The organism is Gallibacterium melopsittaci (genome assembly GCF_042433085.1).
Classification (GTDB): Bacteria; Pseudomonadota; Gammaproteobacteria; order Enterobacterales; family Pasteurellaceae; genus Gallibacterium; species Gallibacterium melopsittaci.
In genome coordinates this window covers 1-22,435 of record NZ_JBHLWA010000048.1, presented here as the reverse complement: position 1 = coordinate 22,435, position 22,435 = coordinate 1, and the positions used below count along the sequence as shown (strand labels likewise).

At 36.0% G+C, this 22,435-nt stretch carries 21 protein-coding genes and 1 rRNA gene; 11 read left to right on the top strand and 11 right to left on the bottom strand.

All coding sequences use genetic code 11. From position 1 onward, the window contains the following. Together ACFFHT_RS09900 and gmhB are read right to left on the bottom strand one after the other, a co-directional pair. A 16S ribosomal RNA gene (locus ACFFHT_RS09900) occupies positions 1–551 on the bottom strand; the annotation flags it as partial. A gap of 272 nt (positions 552–823) precedes the next feature. Continuing rightward, positions 824–1,393, bottom strand: coding sequence for a D-glycero-beta-D-manno-heptose 1,7-bisphosphate 7-phosphatase (gmhB, locus tag ACFFHT_RS09895; RefSeq protein WP_382375794.1), 570 nt, complete (start codon positions 1,391–1,393; stop codon positions 824–826). A gap of 207 nt (positions 1,394–1,600) precedes the next feature. Between gmhB and metN the strand changes: the two genes are divergently transcribed. The 7 genes from metN (at position 1,601) to fabR (ending at position 6,712) form a co-directional block, all read left to right on the top strand. After that, entirely contained in the window at positions 1,601–2,635 is a 1,035-nt protein-coding gene (gene metN, locus ACFFHT_RS09890) for a methionine ABC transporter ATP-binding protein MetN (protein ID WP_382375792.1), read from the top strand. Beyond that, the gene (locus ACFFHT_RS09885) at positions 2,628–3,293 is read left to right on the top strand and encodes a methionine ABC transporter permease (RefSeq protein WP_382375790.1); all 666 of its coding nucleotides are present in this window, start codon (positions 2,628–2,630) and stop codon (positions 3,291–3,293) included. The genes metN and ACFFHT_RS09885 overlap by 8 nt, the downstream gene beginning before the upstream one ends. A gap of 16 nt (positions 3,294–3,309) precedes the next feature. Continuing rightward, a complete protein-coding gene (locus tag ACFFHT_RS09880) occupies positions 3,310–4,110 on the top strand; it encodes a MetQ/NlpA family lipoprotein (protein ID WP_382375788.1) in 801 nt (266 codons plus the stop codon). 72 nt (positions 4,111–4,182) lie between these two features. Continuing rightward, a complete protein-coding gene (msrC, locus tag ACFFHT_RS09875; protein WP_382375786.1) occupies positions 4,183–4,662 on the top strand; it encodes a free L-methionine (R)-S-oxide reductase MsrC in 480 nt (159 codons plus the stop codon). An 8-nt stretch (positions 4,663–4,670) separates the two neighbouring features. Next, the gene (locus ACFFHT_RS09870) at positions 4,671–5,099 is read left to right on the top strand and encodes a DUF2251 domain-containing protein (protein WP_382375784.1); all 429 of its coding nucleotides are present in this window, start codon (positions 4,671–4,673) and stop codon (positions 5,097–5,099) included. 66 nt (positions 5,100–5,165) lie between these two features. Continuing rightward, positions 5,166–6,077 (top strand): DNA-binding transcriptional regulator OxyR, encoded by a 912-nt coding sequence (gene oxyR, locus ACFFHT_RS09865; RefSeq protein ID WP_382375782.1) that lies wholly within the window; start codon positions 5,166–5,168, stop codon positions 6,075–6,077. 5 nt (positions 6,078–6,082) lie between these two features. Further along, on the top strand, positions 6,083–6,712 hold the full coding sequence (fabR, locus tag ACFFHT_RS09860; RefSeq protein ID WP_382375780.1) for an HTH-type transcriptional repressor FabR: 630 nt from the start codon (positions 6,083–6,085) through the stop codon (positions 6,710–6,712). A gap of 117 nt (positions 6,713–6,829) precedes the next feature. Here the strand turns inward: fabR and ftsN are convergent, their stop codons facing one another. Beyond that, positions 6,830–7,621, bottom strand: a complete 792-nt coding sequence (ftsN, locus tag ACFFHT_RS09855; RefSeq protein ID WP_382375778.1) for a cell division protein FtsN — start codon at positions 7,619–7,621, stop codon at positions 6,830–6,832. 123 nt (positions 7,622–7,744) lie between these two features. Beyond that, positions 7,745–9,949 (bottom strand): primosomal protein N', encoded by a 2,205-nt coding sequence (priA, locus tag ACFFHT_RS09850; RefSeq protein ID WP_382375776.1) that lies wholly within the window; start codon positions 9,947–9,949, stop codon positions 7,745–7,747. 237 nt (positions 9,950–10,186) lie between these two features. On the opposite strand from priA, the gene rpmE reads away from it, so the two are divergent. After that, positions 10,187–10,399, top strand: a complete 213-nt coding sequence (gene rpmE / locus ACFFHT_RS09845) for a 50S ribosomal protein L31 (RefSeq protein ID WP_382375774.1) — start codon at positions 10,187–10,189, stop codon at positions 10,397–10,399. A gap of 50 nt (positions 10,400–10,449) precedes the next feature. Here the strand turns inward: rpmE and bamE are convergent, their stop codons facing one another. Together bamE and yejK are read right to left on the bottom strand one after the other, a co-directional pair. Beyond that, a complete protein-coding gene (bamE, locus tag ACFFHT_RS09840) occupies positions 10,450–10,857 on the bottom strand; it encodes an outer membrane protein assembly factor BamE (RefSeq protein WP_382375772.1) in 408 nt (135 codons plus the stop codon). Between the two features lie 66 nt (positions 10,858–10,923). Next, complete coding sequence (gene yejK / locus ACFFHT_RS09835) at positions 10,924–11,937, bottom strand: nucleoid-associated protein YejK (RefSeq protein WP_382375770.1); 1,014 nt, start codon at positions 11,935–11,937, stop codon at positions 10,924–10,926. A gap of 127 nt (positions 11,938–12,064) precedes the next feature. Between yejK and ACFFHT_RS09830 the strand changes: the two genes are divergently transcribed. Together ACFFHT_RS09830 and ACFFHT_RS09825 are read left to right on the top strand one after the other, a co-directional pair. Continuing rightward, entirely contained in the window at positions 12,065–12,295 is a 231-nt protein-coding gene (locus tag ACFFHT_RS09830; RefSeq protein ID WP_382375768.1) for a YejL family protein, read from the top strand. Positions 12,296–12,307: 12 nt separating this feature from the next. Then, complete coding sequence (locus ACFFHT_RS09825; RefSeq protein WP_382375766.1) at positions 12,308–14,089, top strand: DUF3413 domain-containing protein; 1,782 nt, start codon at positions 12,308–12,310, stop codon at positions 14,087–14,089. On the opposite strand, the gene ACFFHT_RS09820 is transcribed toward ACFFHT_RS09825, so the two are convergent. The 5 genes from ACFFHT_RS09820 to acnB form a co-directional block, all read right to left on the bottom strand. Beyond that, positions 14,086–15,279, bottom strand: coding sequence for a BaiN/RdsA family NAD(P)/FAD-dependent oxidoreductase (locus ACFFHT_RS09820; protein WP_382375764.1), 1,194 nt, complete (start codon positions 15,277–15,279; stop codon positions 14,086–14,088). The genes ACFFHT_RS09825 and ACFFHT_RS09820 overlap by 4 nt on opposite strands. Positions 15,280–15,282: 3 nt before the next feature. After that, complete coding sequence (locus ACFFHT_RS09815; RefSeq protein ID WP_382375762.1) at positions 15,283–16,398, bottom strand: metallophosphoesterase; 1,116 nt, start codon at positions 16,396–16,398, stop codon at positions 15,283–15,285. 123 nt (positions 16,399–16,521) lie between these two features. Then, a complete protein-coding gene (gene waaF, locus ACFFHT_RS09810; protein WP_382375760.1) occupies positions 16,522–17,559 on the bottom strand; it encodes a lipopolysaccharide heptosyltransferase II in 1,038 nt (345 codons plus the stop codon). Positions 17,560–17,570: 11 nt separating this feature from the next. Further along, positions 17,571–18,494 carry an ADP-glyceromanno-heptose 6-epimerase gene (gene rfaD / locus ACFFHT_RS09805; RefSeq protein WP_382375758.1) on the bottom strand — a complete coding sequence of 308 codons (924 nt, stop codon included), beginning with the start codon at positions 18,492–18,494 and terminating at the stop codon, positions 17,571–17,573. A 142-nt stretch (positions 18,495–18,636) separates the two neighbouring features. Beyond that, entirely contained in the window at positions 18,637–21,243 is a 2,607-nt protein-coding gene (acnB, locus tag ACFFHT_RS09800) for a bifunctional aconitate hydratase 2/2-methylisocitrate dehydratase (RefSeq protein ID WP_382375756.1), read from the bottom strand. Between the two features lie 289 nt (positions 21,244–21,532). Here acnB and ACFFHT_RS09795 point away from each other — a divergent pair, with 289 nt between their 5' ends. Next, complete coding sequence (locus ACFFHT_RS09795; protein ID WP_382375754.1) at positions 21,533–22,321, top strand: factor H binding protein domain-containing protein; 789 nt, start codon at positions 21,533–21,535, stop codon at positions 22,319–22,321. Positions 22,322–22,435: the final 114 nt, after the last annotated feature.

Genomic DNA, 22,435 nt, shown 5'->3' with positions numbered 1-22,435 from the left:
CTCGCACCCTCCGTATTACCGCGGCTGCTGGCACGGAGTTAGCCGGTGCTTCTTCTGTGACTAACGTCAATCAAGTAAGCTATTTACTTACCCGCCTTCCTCATCACCGAAAGAACTTTACAACCCGAAGGCCTTCTTCATTCACGCGGCATGGCTGCGTCAGAGTTCCCTCCATTGCGCAATATTCCCCACTGCTGCCTCCCGTAGGAGTCTGGGCCGTGTCTCAGTCCCAGTGTGGCTGGCCATCCTCTCAGACCAGCTAGAGATCGTCGGCTTGGTAGGCCCTTACCCTACCAACTACCTAATCTCACTTGGGCTTATCTCATGGCTAGTGGCTAAAAAGTCCCACTACTTTCATCTCTCGATACTACGCGGTGTTAGCCACAGTTTCCCGTGGTTATCCCCCTCCATAAGCCAAATTCCCAAGCCTTACTCACCCGTCCGCCACTCGTCATCAATGAAAGCAAGCTTTCATTATGTTACCGTCCGACTTGCATGTGTTAAGCCTGCCGCCAGCGTTCAATCTGAGCCATGATCAAACTCTTCAATTTAATCTCGTCTCAAATACTGACTTCGTCTCTTCAATCTTAATGAATTTCTGAGTTTTCAGCATTCAAGGTATTCTTTTTAAAACTTCTTTCTTCACAGTCTAAAAAAAATTCCCTACCGAATGCCCACACAGATTGTCTGTTATTGGTTTTTTAAAGAACAAAAAACGACGCTTTCTTTTTTTTAACTTCACACTTCAGCGTCGTTGCGGAGGTGCATTATAGTGATTTAAATACACCTTGCAAGTAGTTTTTTATAAAAAAAATTCAACCGTTTATTTTTTAAACTTTGAAAAATGAATTTGACGCACTAACTCTGGAAGATCTGCAATAGAATCAATAACATAATTAGCCTCTCTTTCTACCTCTATTGAAATCGGTTTTCCTGTTCTAACTAAAACAGTACAACCAATATCTGCCGCTCTACCCGCTAACACATCATCTAATTTGTCACCAATCATAATAGATTGTCTTGCATCGATGTTTAAATCGTTGATTGCATCAAGTAGCATTCCTCCTTTTGGTTTTCGACAATCACATTCTTGTTTATATTCTCCCTGACCATCTGGATGATGTGGGCAATAGTAAATACCGTCTAAATGTACGCCTCGATCTTCTAACGACCAATCCATCCATTCCGTTAATTGGTTAAATTGTTCTTCTGTAAAATACCCCCTTGCAATTCCTGATTGATTCGTCACTAATACCAATGAATAACCCATTTCTTGTAATTCTTTTAGCGCTTCAATGCTTCCATCAATAAATTGAAATTGATCAATGGTATGAACGTAACCATAATCAATATTTAGTGTCCCATCACGATCTAAAAAAACAGCTTTTTTCATTTCTACCTCTACCCTACTGTCTATTTTTATAAAATTATGATTTCATCTCTAATATAAGTAAACGTCTTCTCTTATCTATCAATCAATGACTTAGCATAAACTATATTTTAAATGCTAATAACTAAACTTTATAAAAACATATTGACATAGCTATCTAGACGTCTAAAATACTCGATAATTTTCTTTTATCCACTTAATTAAGTCAAAATGATCAAATTAGAAAATATCTATAAAACTTTCCAAGTGAATGGACGACAGCTCACTGCACTGGATAACGTTTCTTTACATATACCTAAAGGTAAAATTGTTGGGGTTATTGGTGCTTCTGGAGCAGGGAAAAGTACACTCATTCGCTGTGTTAATCTTTTAGAACGTCCAACGAGTGGTAATGTCATTGTTGATGGCAAAAATCTAATGCAGCTTTCTCAAGCTGAACTTGTACAAGCTCGCCGCCAAATTGGTATGATTTTCCAACATTTCAATTTACTAAGTTGCCGTACTGTTTTTGGTAATATCGCATTACCTTTAGAATTAAATGGTACGCCAAAAGAGAAAATCAAAGAAAAAGTGAATACATTGCTAGAAATGATTGGCTTAGCAGATAAAAAAGATGCTTATCCAAGCAATCTATCTGGTGGACAAAAGCAACGTGTTGCCATAGCTCGTGCATTAGCGAGTGATCCAAAAGTATTATTATGTGATGAAGCAACAAGTGCCTTAGATCCAGCAACTACCCAATCTATTCTCAAATTATTGAAAGAAATTAATCGTAATCTAGGTATTACTATTCTCTTAATTACTCATGAAATGGATGTGGTAAAACAAATTTGTGATCATGTTGCTATCATTGATAAAGGCTGTTTAGTTGAGCAAGGTTCTGTCAGTGAAATCTTCTCTAATCCAAAAACACAATTAGCACAAGATTTTATTCGTTCAACATTCCACATTAACTTGCCTGATGAATATATGGCTCAGCTCAGTGAATCACCACGTAATGCTGAATCCTATCCATTAATTAAATTTGAATTTACTGGACGTTCTGTTGATGCCCCATTACTTTCACTTGCTTCGAAAAAATTTGGTATTGATTTAAGCATTTTAACCTCACAGATTGATTATGCTGGGGGCGTAAAATTTGGTTTTGTTATCGCTGAAGTGGAAGGTGATGAAGATGCTATTACTCAAGCAAAAATTTATTTAATGGAACACAATGTGCGTGTTGAGGTACTCGGTTATGTTTGATGTGTTAACTCCTCAAGTTTGGACTTTAATTGGCAATGCGACACTAGAAACACTTTATATGGTGTTTGCTTCTGGTTTTTTCGCTGCTTTATTTGGCATTCCTTTGGGCGTGGTGCTGTTTATTACTAAAAAAGGGCAAATTAAAGAAAATAGAAGTTTAAATACAATTCTTAGTGCCATTGTTAATATTGGTCGTTCTGTACCTTTTGTCATTTTACTAGTTGCGATTATTCCATTTACGATGCTTATTCTTGGCACATTTATTGGAACTACTGCTGCGATTGTACCTTTGACTATTTCGGCCATTCCTTTTGTCGCTCGCTTAGTAGAAGGGGCATTAATGGAAATTCCATCTGGCTTAACAGAAGCTGCAAGAGCAATGGGAGCAAGCAACTTCCAAATTATTACTAAATTTTTATTACCTGAAGCCTTACCAAGTATCATTAATGCAATTACGATCACATTAGTTGCCTTAGTAAACTACTCAGCAATGGCAGGTACTGTTGGTGGTGGCGGTTTAGGTTATGTTGGTATTCAATACGGTTACCAAACTTATGTGCCTGAAATTTTGATCGCTACCATCGTGATTCTCGTTATTATGGTACAAGTTATCCAAACTATTGGCGATCAACTTGTCCGCTATTTTAATCATAAATAATCCAAGGAGATTTTATATGCAAATCAAAAACATCTTAACTATTAGTGCATTATCTGCTGCTATTGCTTTTTCCTCTTCAGCTTTTGCAAAAGATGGCAAAATTAAAGTTGGTATCCAAACTGGTCCTGAAATGACTGTTGCAGAAACAGCAAAAAAAATTGCTAAAGATAAATATGGTTTGGAAGTTGAATTAGTACCATTTACTGATTATGTAACCCCTAACGCTGCATTAGAAAATAAACTGATTGATGCAAATGCATTCCAACATAAACCATATTTAGATTCACAAATGAAAGATCGTGGCTGGACTGATCTTGTTATCGTTGGAAATACTTTCGTTTATCCAATTGCCGCTTATTCAAAAACAATTAAAAAAGTTAGTGAACTAAAAGATGGTGCTACTGTTGCTATTCCTAATGACCCAACTAATGGCGGACGTGCATTACTTTTATTACAAGCTCAAGGTTTAATTAAATTAAAAGCTGGCACAGGCTTAACACCAACCACATTAGATATTGTGGAAAATCCAAAAAAATTAAATATCAAAACACTTGATGCAAACTTGATTCCTCGTACTTTAGGTCAAGTTGATCTAGCTATTATTAATAATACATTTGCAGGTCAAGCTGGATTATACCCAAGTAAAGATGCTGTTTTCGTAGAAGATAAAGAATCTCCGTATGTTAATATCATCGTTGCTCGTGAAGATAATAAAGCAGATCCTGATGTACAAAACTTCGTAAAAGCCTATAACACTGAAGAAGTATATAAAAAAGCAATGGAAGAATTTAAAGATTCTGTTGTAAAAGGTTGGTAATTTATCCGTTATATCATTTAATCATAAGCCGAAAGGAAATTCCTTTCGGCTTTTAGTTGTTTAGGAGTATCAATGTTTTCTTTTTCAGAAGATGAATTAAATAATCTACCAGACACATTACAAGCACTTATTACTGATGATGATAACCTCATTAGTGTCTTAGCCAATACTTCTGCTTTACTGAATCAATTTCTACCAGACATTAATTGGGTCGGTTTCTATCTACTCAATTCAGACGATATCCTCACGTTAGGTCCGTTCCAAGGTAAAGTTGCCTGTACTCGAATTCCTGTTGGTAAGGGTGTTTGTGGTCAAGCGATAGCCCAACAAAAAGTACTTCGTATTGACAATGTACATCAATTTGATGGTCATATTGCTTGTGATAGTGCTAGTAATTCTGAGATCGTCTTACCGATCTATCACCAACAAAAAATTCTTGGCGTATTGGATATCGATAGCCCTAAATTCGCTCGTTTTACGCAACAAGATCAAGACATTCTAGAACAATGTATCAACAAACTTGAACAACATTTATCCACTATTTCTTTATAAGGATCATTATGTTTCATCTCACGCTTGAAGACGAACTTTTTATTAGTCAACCAAAACAAATTGGCACGCATTCTAACCAACACGAACATCTTGCAGTTGTCTTTGAAGATGATGGCGATACTGGTTATTTCTATGCAATTGATACTCAACAAACTGAAGCTATTGTTGATAGTTTGCACATTTATAATGTCACTTCTGTTGAACAGAAAGAAATTGCCCGTAAATTACAAATTTGCTGGTCTGAAGATGGCTATCTCGCATTACTATTAATTAATGATTATCCTCACGCTGTTTTCGATTTCAAAAAGTTAATTGCTTATAATAATAACCAATTTCCACAACCAGCTATTACCAGTTTATGGTCGCACAAGCTCATTACAGATGAGTTAGTAAAACAATGGTTATCATCAGAAGAAAATAATTGTACTCGACAATAAATATGTTATAGTTTCCTCCAATTAAAAATACAATTTTTAATCGTCATAACCTATAAAGGAGGGGTCATGAATCTTAGGGATCTAGAATATTTGGTAGCGCTTTCTGATCATAAACATTTTCGTAAAGCCGCCGATGCTTGTCATGTCAGCCAACCAACGCTTAGTGGACAAATTCGTAAACTTGAAGATGAATTAGGTATTATTTTATTAGAACGTACTAGCCGTAAAGTATTGTTTACTCAGTCAGGTTTATTATTAGTTGATCAAGCTCGTAATGTTCTAAAAGAAGTACAATTACTTCGTGAAATGGCAAGTAATCAAGGGAAAGATATGACAGGCCCATTACATATTGGCATGATTCCAACAATTGGACCTTATTTATTACCTTATATTATTCCAATGTTACGAGAAGCCTTCCCTGAGTTAGAGGTTTATCTCTATGAAGCACAAACTCATCAATTACTAGAACAATTAGAAAAAGGGCAACTAGATTGTGCAATTGTTGCTTTAGTAAAAGAAACTTCTGCATTTATGGAAATTCCTATTTATGATGAAGCTATGCTAATTGCAGTATCTGATAAGCATCCTTTAGCCAAAGAACAAGAAATTCCTCTCGAACGTTTAAAAGATTATGAGTTACTTATGCTCGATGATGGACATTGTTTCCGAGATCAAGCATTAGGTTATTGTTTTGTTGCTGGAGCTAAAGAAAATACACATTATCAAGCAACCAGTTTAGAAACATTACGTAATATGGTTGCAGCGAATGCAGGAATTACATTTATGCCAGAACTTGCTGTATTAAATGAACGTTCAAGAGAAGGTGTAAAATACATTCCATGTATTAATCCTCGCCCTTATCGTTCCGTTGGTTTAATCTATCGTCCTGGTTCACCACTTCGAGCACGCTATCAACGTGTTGCTCAATTAGTAGAAAAAAATATTAAACCGTTACTTGTTACCCCAACTCAAGATTAAACATTATGAGCGGAATTCGAGCAAAACAAAAAGAAAAAACGCGTCGTGCATTAATTGATGCGGCTTTTGATCAGCTTAGTGCAGAAAAAAGTTTCTCTAACCTAAGTTTACGTGAAGTCAGTCGAGAGGCAGGTATTGCACCTACCTCTTTTTATCGCCATTTTCGTGATATGGATGAGCTTGGATTAAGTATGGTTGATGAAGCTGGCTTAATCTTACGTCAATTAATGCGTCAAGCTCGTAAGCGAATTGCTGATGGCGGTAGTGTAATTGTTATCTCTGTAGAAACTTTTTTTGAGTTTATTGCTAACCGTCCAAACGTTTTTCGCCTTTTATTGCGTGAAAGCTCTGGTACATCACAAGAGTTCCGTACTGCTGCTTCCCGAGAAATTAACCATTTTGTTGCAGAATTAGCGGAATATATTATGAATAAAGATAAAACTATTCCTGATTATGTGGCTAAAGCACAATCAGAAGGAATGGTAACATTAGTCTTTACCGCTGGTTCACATGCATTAGATATGAATCATCAAGAGCGAGATGCCTTAAAACAGCGAGTAATTTTACAATTACGAATGATGGCAAAAGGGGCTGCGGTTTTATCATTACACCAAACTGCAACTGATGAATCTTAAGAAGTGAATTTAGTGATTAAGGAATAAATAATTAGATGAATACTGGAGTAATGATGGAAAAACTCCTGAATGGCGTAAAGAGCTTTATTACAAAGAATAAAGCTCAAAAATTAAAAGTTACATTCCAATAACAACGCAATCTATTCCTTTTGATCCTAAAGTAGATTTTGCGTTAGATGCTGCATTATAACTATCTAATGGTCCAATAAAAACACGAGTCCAATCTGCCGAGCTTTTAGTGAAAGCATTAAATCCACTAACCACCAAGCGACCTTGCATCGCCTCTGCTTGGGTTTTATTTTTAAATGCACCACATTGCAATCCATACTTACGACCTGACTTATCAGTATTTTTCTTACTCTCACTTTCTGTTTTTGCTTCAGTCACTACAGTTTTAGCGGTCGTTGTCGTTGTTTTTTCCACTTTTTCAACTACTTTAGGTTGAGTCGTTGTTTGTTGCTGTGATGTTGCTTTAGTTTGAGCTAATTTCTCTTGTTCAGCTGCTTTCAAACGAGCCTGTTCTTCAGCTTTTTGTTTTGCTTGTTCAGCTAATTTATCTTGTTCTAATTGTAATAAAATTTTCTTCTGCTCTTCAGTTAATTGTGCATTTTTAGCAACAGACGATGCATTGTCATCAACTGGCACCTCCCTTGTCTCAAGTTGTTTAATATAACTCCAAACCTCTTCTGGACGACTCGGTAACGTACTTTTTTTAGCTGTTGGTGCTGCTTCTGGTGTAAGCTCAGTTTCTTTGCTTACTGGTGAACTTTCTTTCAAAAAGAACAACCCTATCGCAAAAGCAACAACAATAATTACAATTAAAGCCAATAATAATTTTTTCTTACCTTTTCCTTGTTGCTGTTGTCTTCTTCTGGAGCCAGAACTCCTTGCATAATCTCGTTGAACCACAACTCTTTCCTAACTTATCTTTTACTTATAAAACGGGCGCTAATTTTACTGAAATTTTAAAATGTTGACTAGAAAATATTGGAGTCTATGAATGTTTTGTGCGAAACCAAATATCTATAAACCTTAACTAAAATCATAAGGATCAATATCCAACGATACCCTTATTCCTGATGGCAATTTTATTATGGTCAATAAATGTTCTATCCTAAACAACTGTTGATGCAATGCTTTCCGCTGTTGGTGCTGTAACAAAATATACCAACGGTAACGACCTGCTTTTTTCTCAATAATTGTTGGCAATGGACCTAATATTTGTAAACCCTCTACAATAGCCTCTTCACTATCTTGCATCTGTTCCACTAATAATTGTAATACCTGTTTAACCTTCTCTTCATCTCGTCCAGATGCTTTTATCATTGCTTGATAGTAATAAGGTGGTAACTGAAACTGATAACGTTGTTGTAATATCTGTTGACTAAATTCCGTATAATTTCCTGAAATCAATATCTTAAATAACGGATGGTCTGGATAATGTGTTTGTAATAATACTATTCCAGCTCGTTCACCCCGTCCAGCTCTTCCTGCCACTTGTACATATAATTGTGCTAAACGTTCTTCTGCTCTGAAGTCGGCTGAAAATAATGCACTATCAATATTAATTAATCCCACTAATCCTACATTAGGAAAATGATGACCTTTAGCTAACATTTGTGTGCCAATCAAAATTTGTCGTTTACCTTGAGCAATCTCTTGTAAGTATCGTTCTAAAGATCCTTTTCTCGCCGTACTGTCTCGATCTAAACGTACTACTTGATAATTTGGGAATTTCTGTTGCAATACTTGCTCAAGTTGTTCTGTACCTAGTCCCGTAGTCAGTAAATGTGTTGAACCACAATGCGAACATTGGTATGGAATAGGTCTTTGAGCACCACAATGATGACACTGTAAAATACGCCGATATTGATGATAAGTATAGGGTTTATCACAATGCTGGCACATCTCAACTGTACCGCAGTCATGACATAAGTACACAGGTGCAAAACCACGACGATTTAAAAATAAGAGAACTTGTTCCCCACGCAACAACACTTCTTGCATTTGTGATAGTAAGGTTGTCGATAAACCGCTCTCTAAGTATTGATTTTTTAAATCTACAACCATCTGATGATTAGGTATTTGATTATTCGCTCGATAACGTAATCTAATTAAATGATATTTTTTACATACTACATTATATAGACTCTCAAGACTAGGTGTTGCACTTCCTAACACAATCGGGATGTTATGTTGTTTAGCTCGATAAACAGCAACATCTCTTGCATGATAACGCAATCCTTCCTGCTGTTTAAAAGATTGGTCATGCTCCTCGTCTAAAACAATTAAACCTAATGTCTGAAATTGCGTAAAAATTGCTGATCGAGTACCAATTACAATCGCAACTTGATTCGCTTTTGCGGCTCGCCAAACTTGTAAGCGTTCATTATCATTCATATTTGAATGTAAAACGGCAATCGGTACATTGAAGCGTAAATTAAAACGGCGGATTGTTTGTGGTGTTAAACCAATTTCAGGCACTAAAACTAACACCTGTTTTCCCTGTTTCAACACCTCTTCGATCACTTGCAAATATACTTCTGTTTTTCCAGATCCAGTTACTCCTTGTAACAACCAAGTATGAAAACCTTTAGCTAAACTAATCTGACTAACTGCTAAGGCTTGTTCTTTATTTGGTGTTAATTTATTTTTCGTTTGAACAAACGTATTGAGGTTTTCTATCTCAAACCATTGAGGAGATGATGTTTCTATTTCTACCAACTCAACATACCCATTCATTAACACATTTTTCTTAATTGCTTGTGAAAAAACATCGCTATTTTTTTCTAATCGTTGGTGCTGTTGTAGAAACAATAACATCTCTTGTTGGCGTGGCTTTCTTGATAAACTTTGTTGTTTAATAACTTGCTCGCCTAACGGAGTTAATTGATAAAACAGTTGCCGACTAGCAGATAAAGGTTCGCCTTTGCGTATTTTCACAGGTAGTGCTGAAAATAAAACTTCACCTAATGGATGATGATAATAATCTCTTACCCAATGCAATAATTGCCAAGTTTGTTGATCAAATAGTGAAGTATGATCTAAAACCTTGATTATCTCTTTTAAGTTATCAATTTCACTGGTTTCTGGAAAATCGGTTACAATTGCGACTCGTTGTTGTGTTCCAAATGGTACTAATACTCTTGAACCAAGCTCAATCTTTGTTTCCACTGATAATACATAATCGAACTGACTTCTTAACGAAATATCTAATGCAACCCGTATAATTTTCATTATTTACCTTACATCTGCTAACAACCGAAACATTATAGGCAATTTTTGCCAACAACGCAGATAAAAACAAAACAATTACAAATCCTAAATATATTTTTTGTGTTGAATTTTAGCCTGATTTCCTATATTATTCAGTTCCCTTTTTACTGTCGCCTTTTGGCGATGTTTTTTTGTAAAAATATGTGCGGTGTTGGTTCTTAGGTGATCAATAGCGGCACATGAGAATTTGAGGTTATTATGAAACAAGGTATTCATCCAGAATATAAAGAAATCACAGCGACTTGCTCTTGTGGTAATGTGATCAAAACTCGTTCTACTGTAGGTCACGATCTTAACTTAGACGTATGTGCAAAATGTCACCCATTCTACACTGGTAAACAACGTGTTGTTGATACTGGTGGTCGTGTTGAACGCTTTAACAAACGTTTCAGCATTCCAAGTTCAAGATAAGAACAGTAAAAAACCTACCAAATTTGGTAGGTTTTTTGTTTTTTAGTCGTTTATTTCCAGAATTGCCACCAAGATTTCTTTTCTGTCTCAACTTGCGGTTGTTCAACTTCTTTCACTTCTGCTTGAGCTAATTCAGGAGAATAGTCAAAACTTTCTACGACTTTCTGTTGATTAAAATGGACTACGAGTTTCTTCTCGATGGGATCTTCATGTCCTTTTTGAATTCTTTGTACATAAACCCAGTTAGATGTATTAAATGGATCAACAACTAATGGTGTACCAAGTAAATATTGAACTTGTTCTTGCGTCATTCCTTTTTGTAATTTCTCTACCGTAGAAGCATCCAGATAATTCCCTTGTGGAACATCAATACGGTACACAAGTTTTCCTACTGGTGTTGAGCAAGCAGAAATACCAAATGCAAAAAGTGATGACAACAAAACAATTTTTAATTTCATAATAGTTAGCCTTCTAATATTCGTTAACTCAAACTGATAATACCTAAACTTAGCTAAAATGCCAATTTAATATTTATTACGTTGCAACTGGTCTTTCAAGTTAGCGGGTAGTCCTTTAATCAATAACGTATCATTTGCTTCATCCCAAATAATGCGAGCATCCAATAACTCTGCAGCAAAACTAATCGTTACCCCTCGTCCAGAACCAGAAAATTTTTCTAGTTTTTTCAATGTCGCTGGTAATGGTGGAATAGAATCTTCTAATTCATATGCTTCAGATTGAGCAAATTCTACGAAAGATTGTCCATTTAATTGATCCATTTCCGCAGATAATGCTTCAACATCTATTTCTTCTCCCTCATCAGCTCTCGCTTTGCAATAAGCAAGTACTTGTTGTTTCACTTCTTTTGATTGTTCTGGTGCAACATCATCTTGATGGCAATAATCCTGAATTGCCTGTACCAAGATTTGATTTTGTTCTCTTGGATTCAATCCTTCTTCAGCCCCTAAAAAATCCATAAAAAAGTCACCAACTTTACGTCCAATTCTTCCTTTTAAGAAAGTTAAATATCGATTTGATTGCGCATCAATACTTAATTCCGTCAAATTGATTCGGGCAATAATGTCACACTTACTAAGATCCAAATACTGAGTACCATGTACGTCTAATTGTTCGTCCACCAATAAACTCGTTCTACTATCAATTAATCCTAAAAACAAATAATCTGTTGCTAAAAAGTTATATTGACTGACGATAAATGTTCCACCCGTAGCAAAACTATATTTACTAATTTCTTGTGCCAAAAGTTGCACTGCTTGCTGACTAAAGGTCAAAAAATCAAGTTCCTTTTCTAAATATCGATTAAGCATTTGGGCAAATTTAGATTCTGCATGAAATACCGCATAGGTTTTATTTTTAGCTTGGTAATGTTGATGCAATTCCAGCATAAGTTGCTGTACCAAATCTGTTTCTGGGAGGGTTTGACCTCGTAACTTAGTTTCAAGTTCAATGGTTTCTGCATCTTCAGTTAATTTTCTTTGTAATTGATGCAAAATAATCTGTTCAACATTTATACTCATAATAATATTTACACTACCTTTGCCAAAATATTCCCCATTATAGGAGATTTTCCCGATTATTTTTACCCGATTTTCTGAAAAAATCTGGTATGATAAGCGCCACGTTTATTTCATAAAAAATTTTTGTATGGCGGCACATTCTAAATATTCAAATAAAGAAATTGAAGCTCTAATGAATGAAATGATCAGCACATTAGAAAAACATCAGGCACCTGTTGATTTATCATTAATCGTTCTAGGTGATATGGTAAGTAATTTATTACTTAGCAGTGTGAAAGAGTCTCAACGCCTTCCTTTAGCAAAAGCATTCTCTGAAGCATTATTAAATTCATTAGCAACCGCCCATAACAAGCACTAATCGGCACCAATAATGTTAAAGCTGCATTACACCCAACAAGATCGCGAAGAGTTATCGAGAAAAATCTCGTGGGGACATTGGTTTGCTTTTTTTAATATTATTATCTCTTTTATTATTGGTTCACGTTACGCTTTTTTCTCTGATTGGCCAGATACTCTACTAGGAAAAATTTACTTTTTTATCAGTATCATTGGGCATTTTAGTTTTATTGTTTTTGCCATTTATCTACTCATTATTTTCCCACTGAGTTTTATTATAAAAAATCATCGGACTTTTCGTGGAATTACCGTTATTTTGGCAACACTTTGCACCACAATTTTATTAGTTGATAGCGAAATCTATAAACGATTCTATATTCACTTAACTTCAATGGTTTGGGATTTGGTCATCAATCCAGAAAATGGTGAATTAGCTCGTGATTGGCAACTCTTCTTTGCACCAATGCCAATTATTCTATTATTGCAAATGTTATTTTCCCGTTGGTCTTGGCAAAAATTCCGTAGTTTAGAACGACAAAAATGGATAAAACCTGTTTCTTATACATTTTTGCTTGCCTTTATCGCTATGCACTTAATTTATGCGTGGGCAGATGCAACATTTTATCGTCCAATTACGGCACAGCGTTCTAATCTTCCCCTCTCTTATCCAATGACCGCAAGGAAATTTTTAGAGAAAAATGGAGTATTAGATGCGGAAAGTTATCAAGCAGCACTCACCAGTAATGGACGTGCTGATGCACATTATCTAGACTATCCTAAACGGGCCATTAGTTACGCTCAAACTGAACAAACACCAAATATTTTATTGATTAATATTTCAGGTTTACGAGCAACCGCTATTTCAGAAACCACAACACCAGCATTATCGCAATTTGCACAACAAACAATCAATTTTCAGCAACATTACAGCAGTAGTAATCAAGCACAAGAAGGTTTAGTGGGTTTATTTTATGGTTTACCTGGCAATTATTTAGACAGTATCTTATTTAGTAAAACACAACCAGTCTTACTCAAACATTTACATGAATTAAACTATACAATCCAAGCGCAATTAACACAGAAAGTCGCTCAACCACTCTTTTCTGTATTATTTAATAAAGATGAAAGACAATATAGCAGCAATAATCTTACTGCCTTTAAACAGTGGCAAACATGGTATGCTCAACAGCAAAATGCAGATACTAAACCATGGTTTAGCTTTATTGATCTATCTCTGACAACTATTCAACAAAATAAAAATACTACAACGAACACAACGGATAGTATTTCTATTTATCAATATTCACAAAACTTATTACAAGTTGATCAAGCCTTTGCAGAGTTAATAGATACTCTAAAACAAAACCAGCAATACGATAATACGCTAATTATTGTTACCGCTGATAATGGTTTCAGTGAAAATGAAGATTTGGCTAATTTTTCACCAGAGAAAATTAAAGTCCCATTATTCATTCATTGGCACGAAAAAACAGCAGAACAACAAACCTACCTAAGCAGTAATTTAGATATTGTGCCAACCTTATTAAAGCATATTTTTAAAGCCGAAAATCCAGTGAGCGATTTTGCATTAGGTAATAATCTCTTTTCAGATAAAGCAAATCAAGACAAGTGGACATTAAGTGCTAATGCCCGTTGGACAGTTATCATTGATAATGATGGGGTACAGTATCAAATTGACAAATATGGTAACTACAAGAAGTTTAATGCAACATACCAACAACAAAACTCTGCACGCCCACCACTAGGCTTATTCTTAGCCGCTTTTAGTGAAATACGTTCTTTTACTGAACATTAATTTTGGTTAATTGCCATTGCACACGCATAAGCAGAACTCCAAGCCCATTGAAAATTATAGCCTCCTAGCCAACCAGTTACATCTAAAACCTCACCAATAAAGTACAGTCCTTTGACATGCTGTACTTCCATTGTTTTAGAAGAAATACCTTGTGTATCTACTCCACCAAAGGTAACCTCTGCGGTACGATACCCTTCTGTTCCATTCGGCATAAATTGCCAATGTTGGAATGCCTGCACTAAAGTGGCAACGATTGTTTTACTTAGATCCGCTAAGACAATCTCTTTAATTCCCACACGTTGCCAAAAAACATCAACCACTTTATTTGGTAACAGTCGCTGTAAAGCGGTACGTAATTGCAGTTTAGGTGAGGTTTGCCGTAAATCCCATAAATATTCTGCTAAATCACAATTTGGCAATAAATTAATTTCTACGCATTCCGTTGGTTGCCAATAATTAGAAATTTGTAAAATTGATGGCCCAGAAAGTCCTCGATGAGTAAATAACAGCGCATTGCTAAAACTTTTGCCGTTATTTGCCGTTACTGTAACTGGTAAAGAAATACCTGATAATGCACCAAGAACTTTATCCTGTTCCAAATAAGTAAAAGGTACTAATGAAGCTCTTGGAGGAACGATGCTCAATCCAAACTGTTCTGCAAGTTGATAGCCAAATGCTGTTGCGCCTAACTTCGGCATCGATAGCCCACCTGTCGCCACTACAACATTTTCTGCCTGAATAGCATTTTTATTGGCCAGTTCTAGCACAAAATGCTTATCTGTTTTTTGCACTGATTCAATGTTTGTTTGTAAGCGAATATCAACTTTACCTAACTGGCATTCTTGCAACAACATCGCGACAATCTGTTCGGAACCCTCATCGGTAAATAATTGTCCTGCTTCTTTTTCATGATAACTGATACCATATTTCGCTACTAAGGCAATAAAATCCCATTGGGTATAACGGGCTAATGCCGATTTTACAAAATGAGGATTTTGCGATAAATAATTCGCCGCACTCACCTCTAAATTCGTAAAATTACAATATCCACCACCAGACATCAGGATTTTTCTGCCCGCTTTTTTACCATTATCTAGCACCAATACAGATTTTCCCTGCTGCCCAAGTTGTGCAGCACAAAATAAGCCTGCAGCACCTGCACCAATAATGATCACATCATAATGTTGCATTGATTAATTCTCTTTACTTGATATATCAATAATCATTACTTCCGAACGTGAACCAAGTCGAAATGGTACGCCCCAAAAACCATAGCCAGAGGTTACAAAAGTATGCATTTGCGCAAACTGTTGATAACCATAACTTAATTGATAAACAAATTTCGCAATCAGATTGCCAGGAAAGATTTGCCCATTATGTACATGACCAGAAACTTGAATATCTGCACCAGCTCTAGCATTTTCTTCAATAGAGGATGGACGATGATCCAACAATAAAATAGGCAGTGTTTTACGTTTATCCATTGATATTGTTGATAAAATTTTTTCTATTGGCTGACGTTGACGATCCATTTCATCATTACGCCCTGCTACAATGACACGATCCGACACCACCACAGCCTGATCTGTAAGTAAATAAATGCCCTCACGTCTAATTTCATTGGCTATTTGAGCTGGCTGTTGAAAAAAATCGTGATTACCGAGTGTAGCATATACTCCTAATGGGGCAGACAATTTTGCAAAATAGGGCTGCATTTTCTCCGCAAAATATGCCTCAAGGTTATCATCCATAATATCACCAGGTAATAACACAATATCGACATTTTCTTGTGCAAAAATCTGCTGTAACTTTTCTAATTGTTTAGCACCAAATAAATGCCCCAAATGGAGATCACTCGCTACACCGACACGCAAGGGAGCTATTTGTTTATCAATCTTAACTGCATAATGTGTTACTTGTGGTACATAAGCCTGATAAATGCTAACACCAAATAATCCAAATAAAATTATTAACGCTAATCCCCGACTCAATAAAGGATAGTCCGTAAATTTTACTTGCCAAATAGAGATAATTTTTTTAATCAAATACAACACTATCGCTGTCAACGTAACATACCACAAAGCCGTTAACAGCAAGGCTGAGTAGCGAAACCCATTTGGAATTATGCGTAATAGTGAAAAGACGATTAAGCCATTAATAACAAGATAATTTATCCACACGAATTTGCGTTTATATTGTGCGACGACTGGTTTATTCATGATTAGCCAATCAAAAGCTTTTACCCAGATAAATATTAATAACTGTAATACGATTAGCACCAGACTAAACGTGATAACATAACGTGACAATGTAAAATCCTCCGATAAATAGTATTACGACTCTAATAAGGCACTCTTTTTTATTTAGTAAAAAATAATGGATAAACCCGTTATTCACAGAATTTACCCATTAATTTTAGCAACAAGCTCTATTTAGCGAAGTTCATCTAACGCCGCTAATACCATTTCAGGCTGAATATCAATTAATGATTGATGATATCCTTGTTCACTATCCTTACTTTTACGAACCTTAATCAACCCACCACTAATTAGGCGAATAATTTTTACTTTATCTGTTAATGGTGGCGTATATTCAGGACTTGTCGGACCATACACAGCAACTAATGGGCGTTTTAATGCCGCTGCAATATGCATTAATCCAGAATCATTACTTACCACTGCTGTACAGCTTGCGATTAAATCTATCGCCTGCGGTAGCGAAGTCTCCCCTGCTAAATTAATACAATAACGTTGACACTCTGCTGGTAAACTTGCCCGAATTTCTTCACCAACTTGATGATCTTTAGCCGATCCAAACAAACAGACTTGTTGTCCGCGTTCTATTAGCTGTTGGGCTAAATTAGCATAATGATAATGTGGCCAACGTTTTGCTGGGCCGAACTCTGCTCCAGGGCAAAAACCAATGATTTCACGTTCAGTATCAATTTGAAAACGTGCCGTAAATTCACGCAGTGTTTCCTGTACTTGATGCAAATTGGTTTGCAAATAAGGATAAGGTAAGGGAAGATCTTTCGCTGCTGGAATAGTCCCTTTATCAAAAGCTAACGCAATATAACGTTGCACCATCAAAGGGTACTCACGTTTATTACTGCGTAAATCATTTAACAACCAATAGCGACTTTCTCCTTTCCAACCTCGACGTAATGGGATCTTTGCAAATAATGGAATAAACGCAGATTTCAACGAGTTTGGTAATACAATCGCTAAATCATATTGACCTCGTAATGTTTTTCCAATTTGATAACGTTTACGGAGATTAAATTCACCATGTCCTATTGGCATAGCTAATGCCTGATTTACTTCAGGCATTCTCGATAACAATGCTCGACACCAATTTGGTGCTAAAACATCAATTTCACAATCAGGATAACGTTGTTTTAAAATCTGATACAAGCTATGCGACATCATCATGTCGCCGACCCAAGATGGGCCAACCACTAAAATTTTCATCGAATTATCAATTATTTATTTAACCACGCCATATATTCTGCAACACCTTCAGCCACTTTTTTGAATGGCTTGTCATAGCCTGTTGCACGTAATTTTGTTAAATCTGCTTGCGTATATTCTTGATAACGGCTCTTTAAATGCTCTGGGAATGGAATGGTTTCTACTTCGCCTTTACCATGATATTTCACTACGGCTTTCGCTACTTCTGCAAAACTTTCTGCATTGCCAGTACCACAGTTGAAAATACCTGAAATACCATGTTGCCAACACCAAATATTCACCGCGGCTACATCACCAACATACACAAAATCACGGCGGAAATGTTCGCTACCCTCAAAGAGTTTTGGATTTTCACCTTTTAGTATTTGATTATTTAAATGGAATGCCACGCTCGCCATACTGCCTTTATGATTTTCACGCGGTCCATAAACATTGAAATAACGGAAGCCACATACAGGTGATTGTGCTTCAGGTAAAATTTGGCGTACATATTGATCAAATAAAAATTTTGAATACCCATAAACATTAAGTGGGTGTTCAAATTGGCGTTCTTCAACAAATTCTAAACGATCGCCATAAGTGGCAGCAGATGAGGCATATAAGAAAGGAATTTGACGATCTAAACAGTAATGCAACAACTCTTTTGAATACTCGTAGTTATTTTGCATCATATATTTTCCATTCCATTCCGTTGTTGCTGAACACGCCCCTTCATGGAATACCGCATCAATTTCACCAAGATCATCACCTGCGATAATAGACGCAATAAAATCCTCTTTATCACAGTAATCTGCAATATCTAAATCGGCTAAATTAGCAAACTTAGTTCCATCAGTTAAATTATCTACAACTAAAATATCTTTACGACCTAAATCATTGAGTGCTTTAACAATATTGCTACCAATAAAACCTGCACCACCTGTTACAATAATCATTTTTCTTCCTTAATTAACTAAATAATATTGTTCGTTATTCTAATAGATTTATCTAGTTGGCAAAACAAAAAAATCCCATCACATTTGTGATGGGATTGAACTTTTAATGAGATGAATAAGAAAAATACAACAATATGATCAATTAAACTTGTGTTTGGAAGATCACTTCATCAGCTTTCTTCACATAACTATTAATTTTATCAAAATTCATATAACGATAAGTATCGTCTTTATCTTGTTGTAAATCCGCTGCATAGCTTAAATATTCTTCTGGTGTTGGCAGTTTACCCAATAATGCTGCCACAGCAGCTAATTCTGCCGAAGCGAGATAAACATTCGCACCTTGACCTAAACGATTCGGGAAATTACGAGTCGAGGTAGAAACAACAGTTGATTTCGGCGCAACTCGTGCTTGGTTACCCATACAGAGTGAACAACCTGGCATTTCTGTTCTCGCACCACTCTTACCAAAAATACTGTAATAACCCTCTTCGGTTAATAATGCAGCGTCCATTTTCGTTGGTGGTGCAATCCATAACCGAGTTGGAATCACATCAGCAAATTTATTGAGCAATTTACCCGCTGCACGGAAGTGTCCAATATTGGTCATACAAGAACCAATAAAGACTTCATCAATCTTATCGCCTTGTACTTCAGATAATTTACGCGCATCATCTGGATCATTTGGCGCACAAAGAATTGGCTCTTTAATTTCGTCCATATTGATTTCAATCACTGCCGCATATTCAGCATCTGGATCTGCTTCTAATAATTGCGGATCAGCCAACCAAGCCTGCATATTTTTAATACGGCGCTCTAAGGTACGAGCATCACCATAACCTTCGGCAATCATCCATTTTAATAAAGTAATATTAGAATTGAGATATTCGATAATCGGTTCTTTATTTAATTTAATGGTACAAGCTGCGGCAGAACGCTCTGCTGAAGCATCTGACAATTCAAATGCTTGTTCAATTTTAAGATTTTCTAAACCTTCAATCTCTAAAATACGACCTGAGAAAATATTTTTCTTCCCTTTTTTCTCAACAGTGAGTAACCCCTGTTGAATTGCATAATATGGAATAGCATGGACTAAATCACGCAATGTAATACCTGGTTGCATTGTGCCTGTAAAACGTACTAACACTGATTCAGGCATATCTAATGGCATTACACCCGTTGCAGCAGCAAATGCGACTAATCCTGAACCTGCTGGGAATGAAATACCGATTGGGAAGCGAGTATGTGAATCGCCACCAGTTCCTACGGTATCAGGTAATAACATACGGTTTAACCAAGAGTGAATAATACCATCACCAGGACGTAACGATACCCCGCCACGATTCATAATAAAATCAGGTAAGGTGTGGTGTGTGGTCACATCAACTGGTTTTGGATAGGCGGCAGTATGGCAGAAAGATTGCATCACTAAATCCGCAGAGAATCCTAAACAAGCAAGATCTTTCAACTCATCACGTGTCATTGGACCTGTCGTATCTTGTGAGCCAACCGATGTCATACGCGGTTCGCAATATTGTCCTGGACGAATTCCTTCAACGCCACAAGCACGACCGACTAATTTTTGAGCTAAAGTAAAGCCTTTATTACTTGCTGCGACTGATTGTGGTTTAACAAAGACTTCACTTTCGCCTAAACCTAACGCTTGTCTTGCTTTATGGGTTAAGCCACGACCGATGATCAATGGAATACGTCCACCAGCACGTACCTCATCAAGTAATACTTTAGTTTTTAAACTAAAGGTCGCTAACACTTCATCACTATCATGACGACAAATTTTTCCTTCATATGGATAAATATCAATCACATCGCCCATATTTAATGCAGTTACATCAACCTCAATCGGTAATGCACCAGCATCTTCTAAGGTATTAAAGAAAATTGGGGCAATTTTTCCACCCAATACCACACCACCTGCACGTTTATTAGGAATAAATGGAATATCTTCACCCATGTGCCATAACACAGAGTTAGTTGCCGATTTACGAGAAGATCCCGTACCCACCACATCCCCAACATACGCTAAAGGAAAACCTTTTTCTTTTAATTGGTTAATTTGACTAATTGGACCAACTTCGCCCTCTTTATCAGGTGTAATGCCATCACGGCTATTTTTTAGCATTGCTTTTGCATGTAATGGAATATCAGGACGAGACCACGCATCTTGTGCAGGAGAAAGGTCATCAGTATTGGTTTCACCCGTTACTTTAAACACTGTTACGGTAATTTTGTCTGCTAATTTAGGACGAGATAAGAACCATTCGGCATCTGCCCAAGATTGCAATACTTGTTTAGCAAATGGATTACCCGCAGTTGCTCTTTCTGCAACATCATGGAAACTATCAAACATTAATAAAGTATGAGATAACGCTTTTACTGCTAAAGGGGCAAGTTTATCGTTATCAAGCGCTTTCACTAAAGGTTCAATATTGTAACCACCTTGCATCGTTCCCAATAATTCTACTGCACGTTCTTGGCTAATTAATGGTGATGTAACATCGCCAGCTACTAATGCAGATAAAAAAGAAGCCTTAACATAAGCTGCTTCATCAACACCTGCTGGGATACGAGTTTCAAAAAGAGTTAAAAGATAATCTGGATTGTCTTGAGAAGGGGCTTTTAAAAGTTCTATTAATTGCGCAGTTTGTTCCGCATCTAATGGTAATGGAAAAACGCCTTCTGCCTGTCTTTGTTCAACGTGTTTTTGATAATCACCTAAGAAATTAGCCATAATAAATCCTTAAATTAATATGTAGCTAGAGTATGAAGTAAATTCGCATATGTAATCATGCTGTATGTTAACCGTTTGTTAATATAGATCTACACCTTAGGAAAGTCAAAGGAACTACAAGAGAGATTATTGGATATTTGATCTACTTCTAAAAAAATTTTTTACAGAATTACTGATTTTTTAATTCTCAATCATATTCAAAATAAAAACTTGATTTCCCCCTCCCTAATCCATTATTTTAAATAATAGTAACATTCATTTATTAAAAAATATTATAAGGGAAACATTTATGACTAAAAAATTACATGGATTAATGCCTTTATTCGTTGCGTTAGGAATAACTGCATGTAGCTCTTCTGGGGGTTCAGAAAATAATCACACTTCAAATACTATAAACTCTTCAAATACTACAAATTCTTCCAACTCTATACATTTAGCAACACATTTTGATGACTATTATTTAGAAGATAGGGAAAATGTTTCACCTACTAATGATAATGAAATAGATAACATAGAAGATGAACTTGATAAAATTTTAGTACTTGATGGTTCAGGCTATAAAAAAGCGAATTTCACTACAAACGAAGCAAGTTACGATGTCTATGCTGTAAATTTAAATGACTCGGCTTACAGTATTATGATTAGCCATAATAGAGAAAAAGATTTTGCACGTTTAGATACTGCTAATGATTCTACTAAAGGAGATGTTTTAGATACCCTCTCAGGTAAAGCTACTTATATAGGCACTGCCCTTTTAGTCGATCAAAATCATAATATTACTACTGACGGTACCGTAAAATTAGAAGCTGATTTTACTAATAAAAATATTAGCGGTGAAATTAAAAACAATGTTCAAAATATTACATTAAATAATGCAAAAATAAGTAAAGCAACAAATGTGACTGACTCATCTGATAATTTTATTTCTTTCAGTGGAACAGCTACAACCAATACTGGTTTTTCAGGAGATTACTCAGGTTCATTTGCGGGTAAAAACGCTAATGAGGTAACTGGTATTGCAGTGCTACAAAAAGGAGATGAAAAATTAGGTGCTGCTTTTGGCGGAACAAAACAATAATCTATAACTCAAGAAATAACTGTCTATTGTTATAAAAATTAGGTGTAATAGACAAATTTGTTGCTAAAAGTAGGCTTAAAGCCTTATAGTACAAGGCTTTAAGCCTACTTTTTG

What these genes read in the sequence shown, in the direction of transcription:
- ACFFHT_RS09830 (WP_382375768.1), top strand. Translation starts at nt 12,065, where the DNA reads ATGGCGGCACATTCTAAATATTCAAATAAAGAAATTGAAGCTCTAATG.
- ACFFHT_RS09795 (WP_382375754.1), top strand. Translation starts at nt 21,533, where the DNA reads ATGACTAAAAAATTACATGGATTAATGCCTTTATTCGTTGCGTTAGGA.
- ACFFHT_RS09885 (WP_382375790.1), top strand. Translation starts at nt 2,628, where the DNA reads ATGTTTGATGTGTTAACTCCTCAAGTTTGGACTTTAATTGGCAATGCG.
- waaF (WP_382375760.1), bottom strand. Translation starts at nt 17,559, where the DNA reads ATGAAAATTTTAGTGGTTGGCCCATCTTGGGTCGGCGACATGATGATG.
- ACFFHT_RS09825 (WP_382375766.1), top strand. Translation starts at nt 12,308, where the DNA reads ATGTTAAAGCTGCATTACACCCAACAAGATCGCGAAGAGTTATCGAGA.
- fabR (WP_382375780.1), top strand. Translation starts at nt 6,083, where the DNA reads ATGAGCGGAATTCGAGCAAAACAAAAAGAAAAAACGCGTCGTGCATTA.
- rfaD (WP_382375758.1), bottom strand. Translation starts at nt 18,494, where the DNA reads ATGATTATTGTAACAGGTGGTGCAGGTTTTATTGGTAGCAATATTGTT.
- msrC (WP_382375786.1), top strand. Translation starts at nt 4,183, where the DNA reads ATGTTTTCTTTTTCAGAAGATGAATTAAATAATCTACCAGACACATTA.
- ACFFHT_RS09820 (WP_382375764.1), bottom strand. Translation starts at nt 15,279, where the DNA reads ATGCAACATTATGATGTGATCATTATTGGTGCAGGTGCTGCAGGCTTA.
- gmhB (WP_382375794.1), bottom strand. Translation starts at nt 1,393, where the DNA reads ATGAAAAAAGCTGTTTTTTTAGATCGTGATGGGACACTAAATATTGAT.
- oxyR (WP_382375782.1), top strand. Translation starts at nt 5,166, where the DNA reads ATGAATCTTAGGGATCTAGAATATTTGGTAGCGCTTTCTGATCATAAA.
- priA (WP_382375776.1), bottom strand. Translation starts at nt 9,949, where the DNA reads ATGAAAATTATACGGGTTGCATTAGATATTTCGTTAAGAAGTCAGTTC.
- bamE (WP_382375772.1), bottom strand. Translation starts at nt 10,857, where the DNA reads ATGAAATTAAAAATTGTTTTGTTGTCATCACTTTTTGCATTTGGTATT.
- ACFFHT_RS09870 (WP_382375784.1), top strand. Translation starts at nt 4,671, where the DNA reads ATGTTTCATCTCACGCTTGAAGACGAACTTTTTATTAGTCAACCAAAA.
- metN (WP_382375792.1), top strand. Translation starts at nt 1,601, where the DNA reads ATGATCAAATTAGAAAATATCTATAAAACTTTCCAAGTGAATGGACGA.
- acnB (WP_382375756.1), bottom strand. Translation starts at nt 21,243, where the DNA reads ATGGCTAATTTCTTAGGTGATTATCAAAAACACGTTGAACAAAGACAG.
- rpmE (WP_382375774.1), top strand. Translation starts at nt 10,187, where the DNA reads ATGAAACAAGGTATTCATCCAGAATATAAAGAAATCACAGCGACTTGC.
- ACFFHT_RS09880 (WP_382375788.1), top strand. Translation starts at nt 3,310, where the DNA reads ATGCAAATCAAAAACATCTTAACTATTAGTGCATTATCTGCTGCTATT.
- yejK (WP_382375770.1), bottom strand. Translation starts at nt 11,937, where the DNA reads ATGAGTATAAATGTTGAACAGATTATTTTGCATCAATTACAAAGAAAA.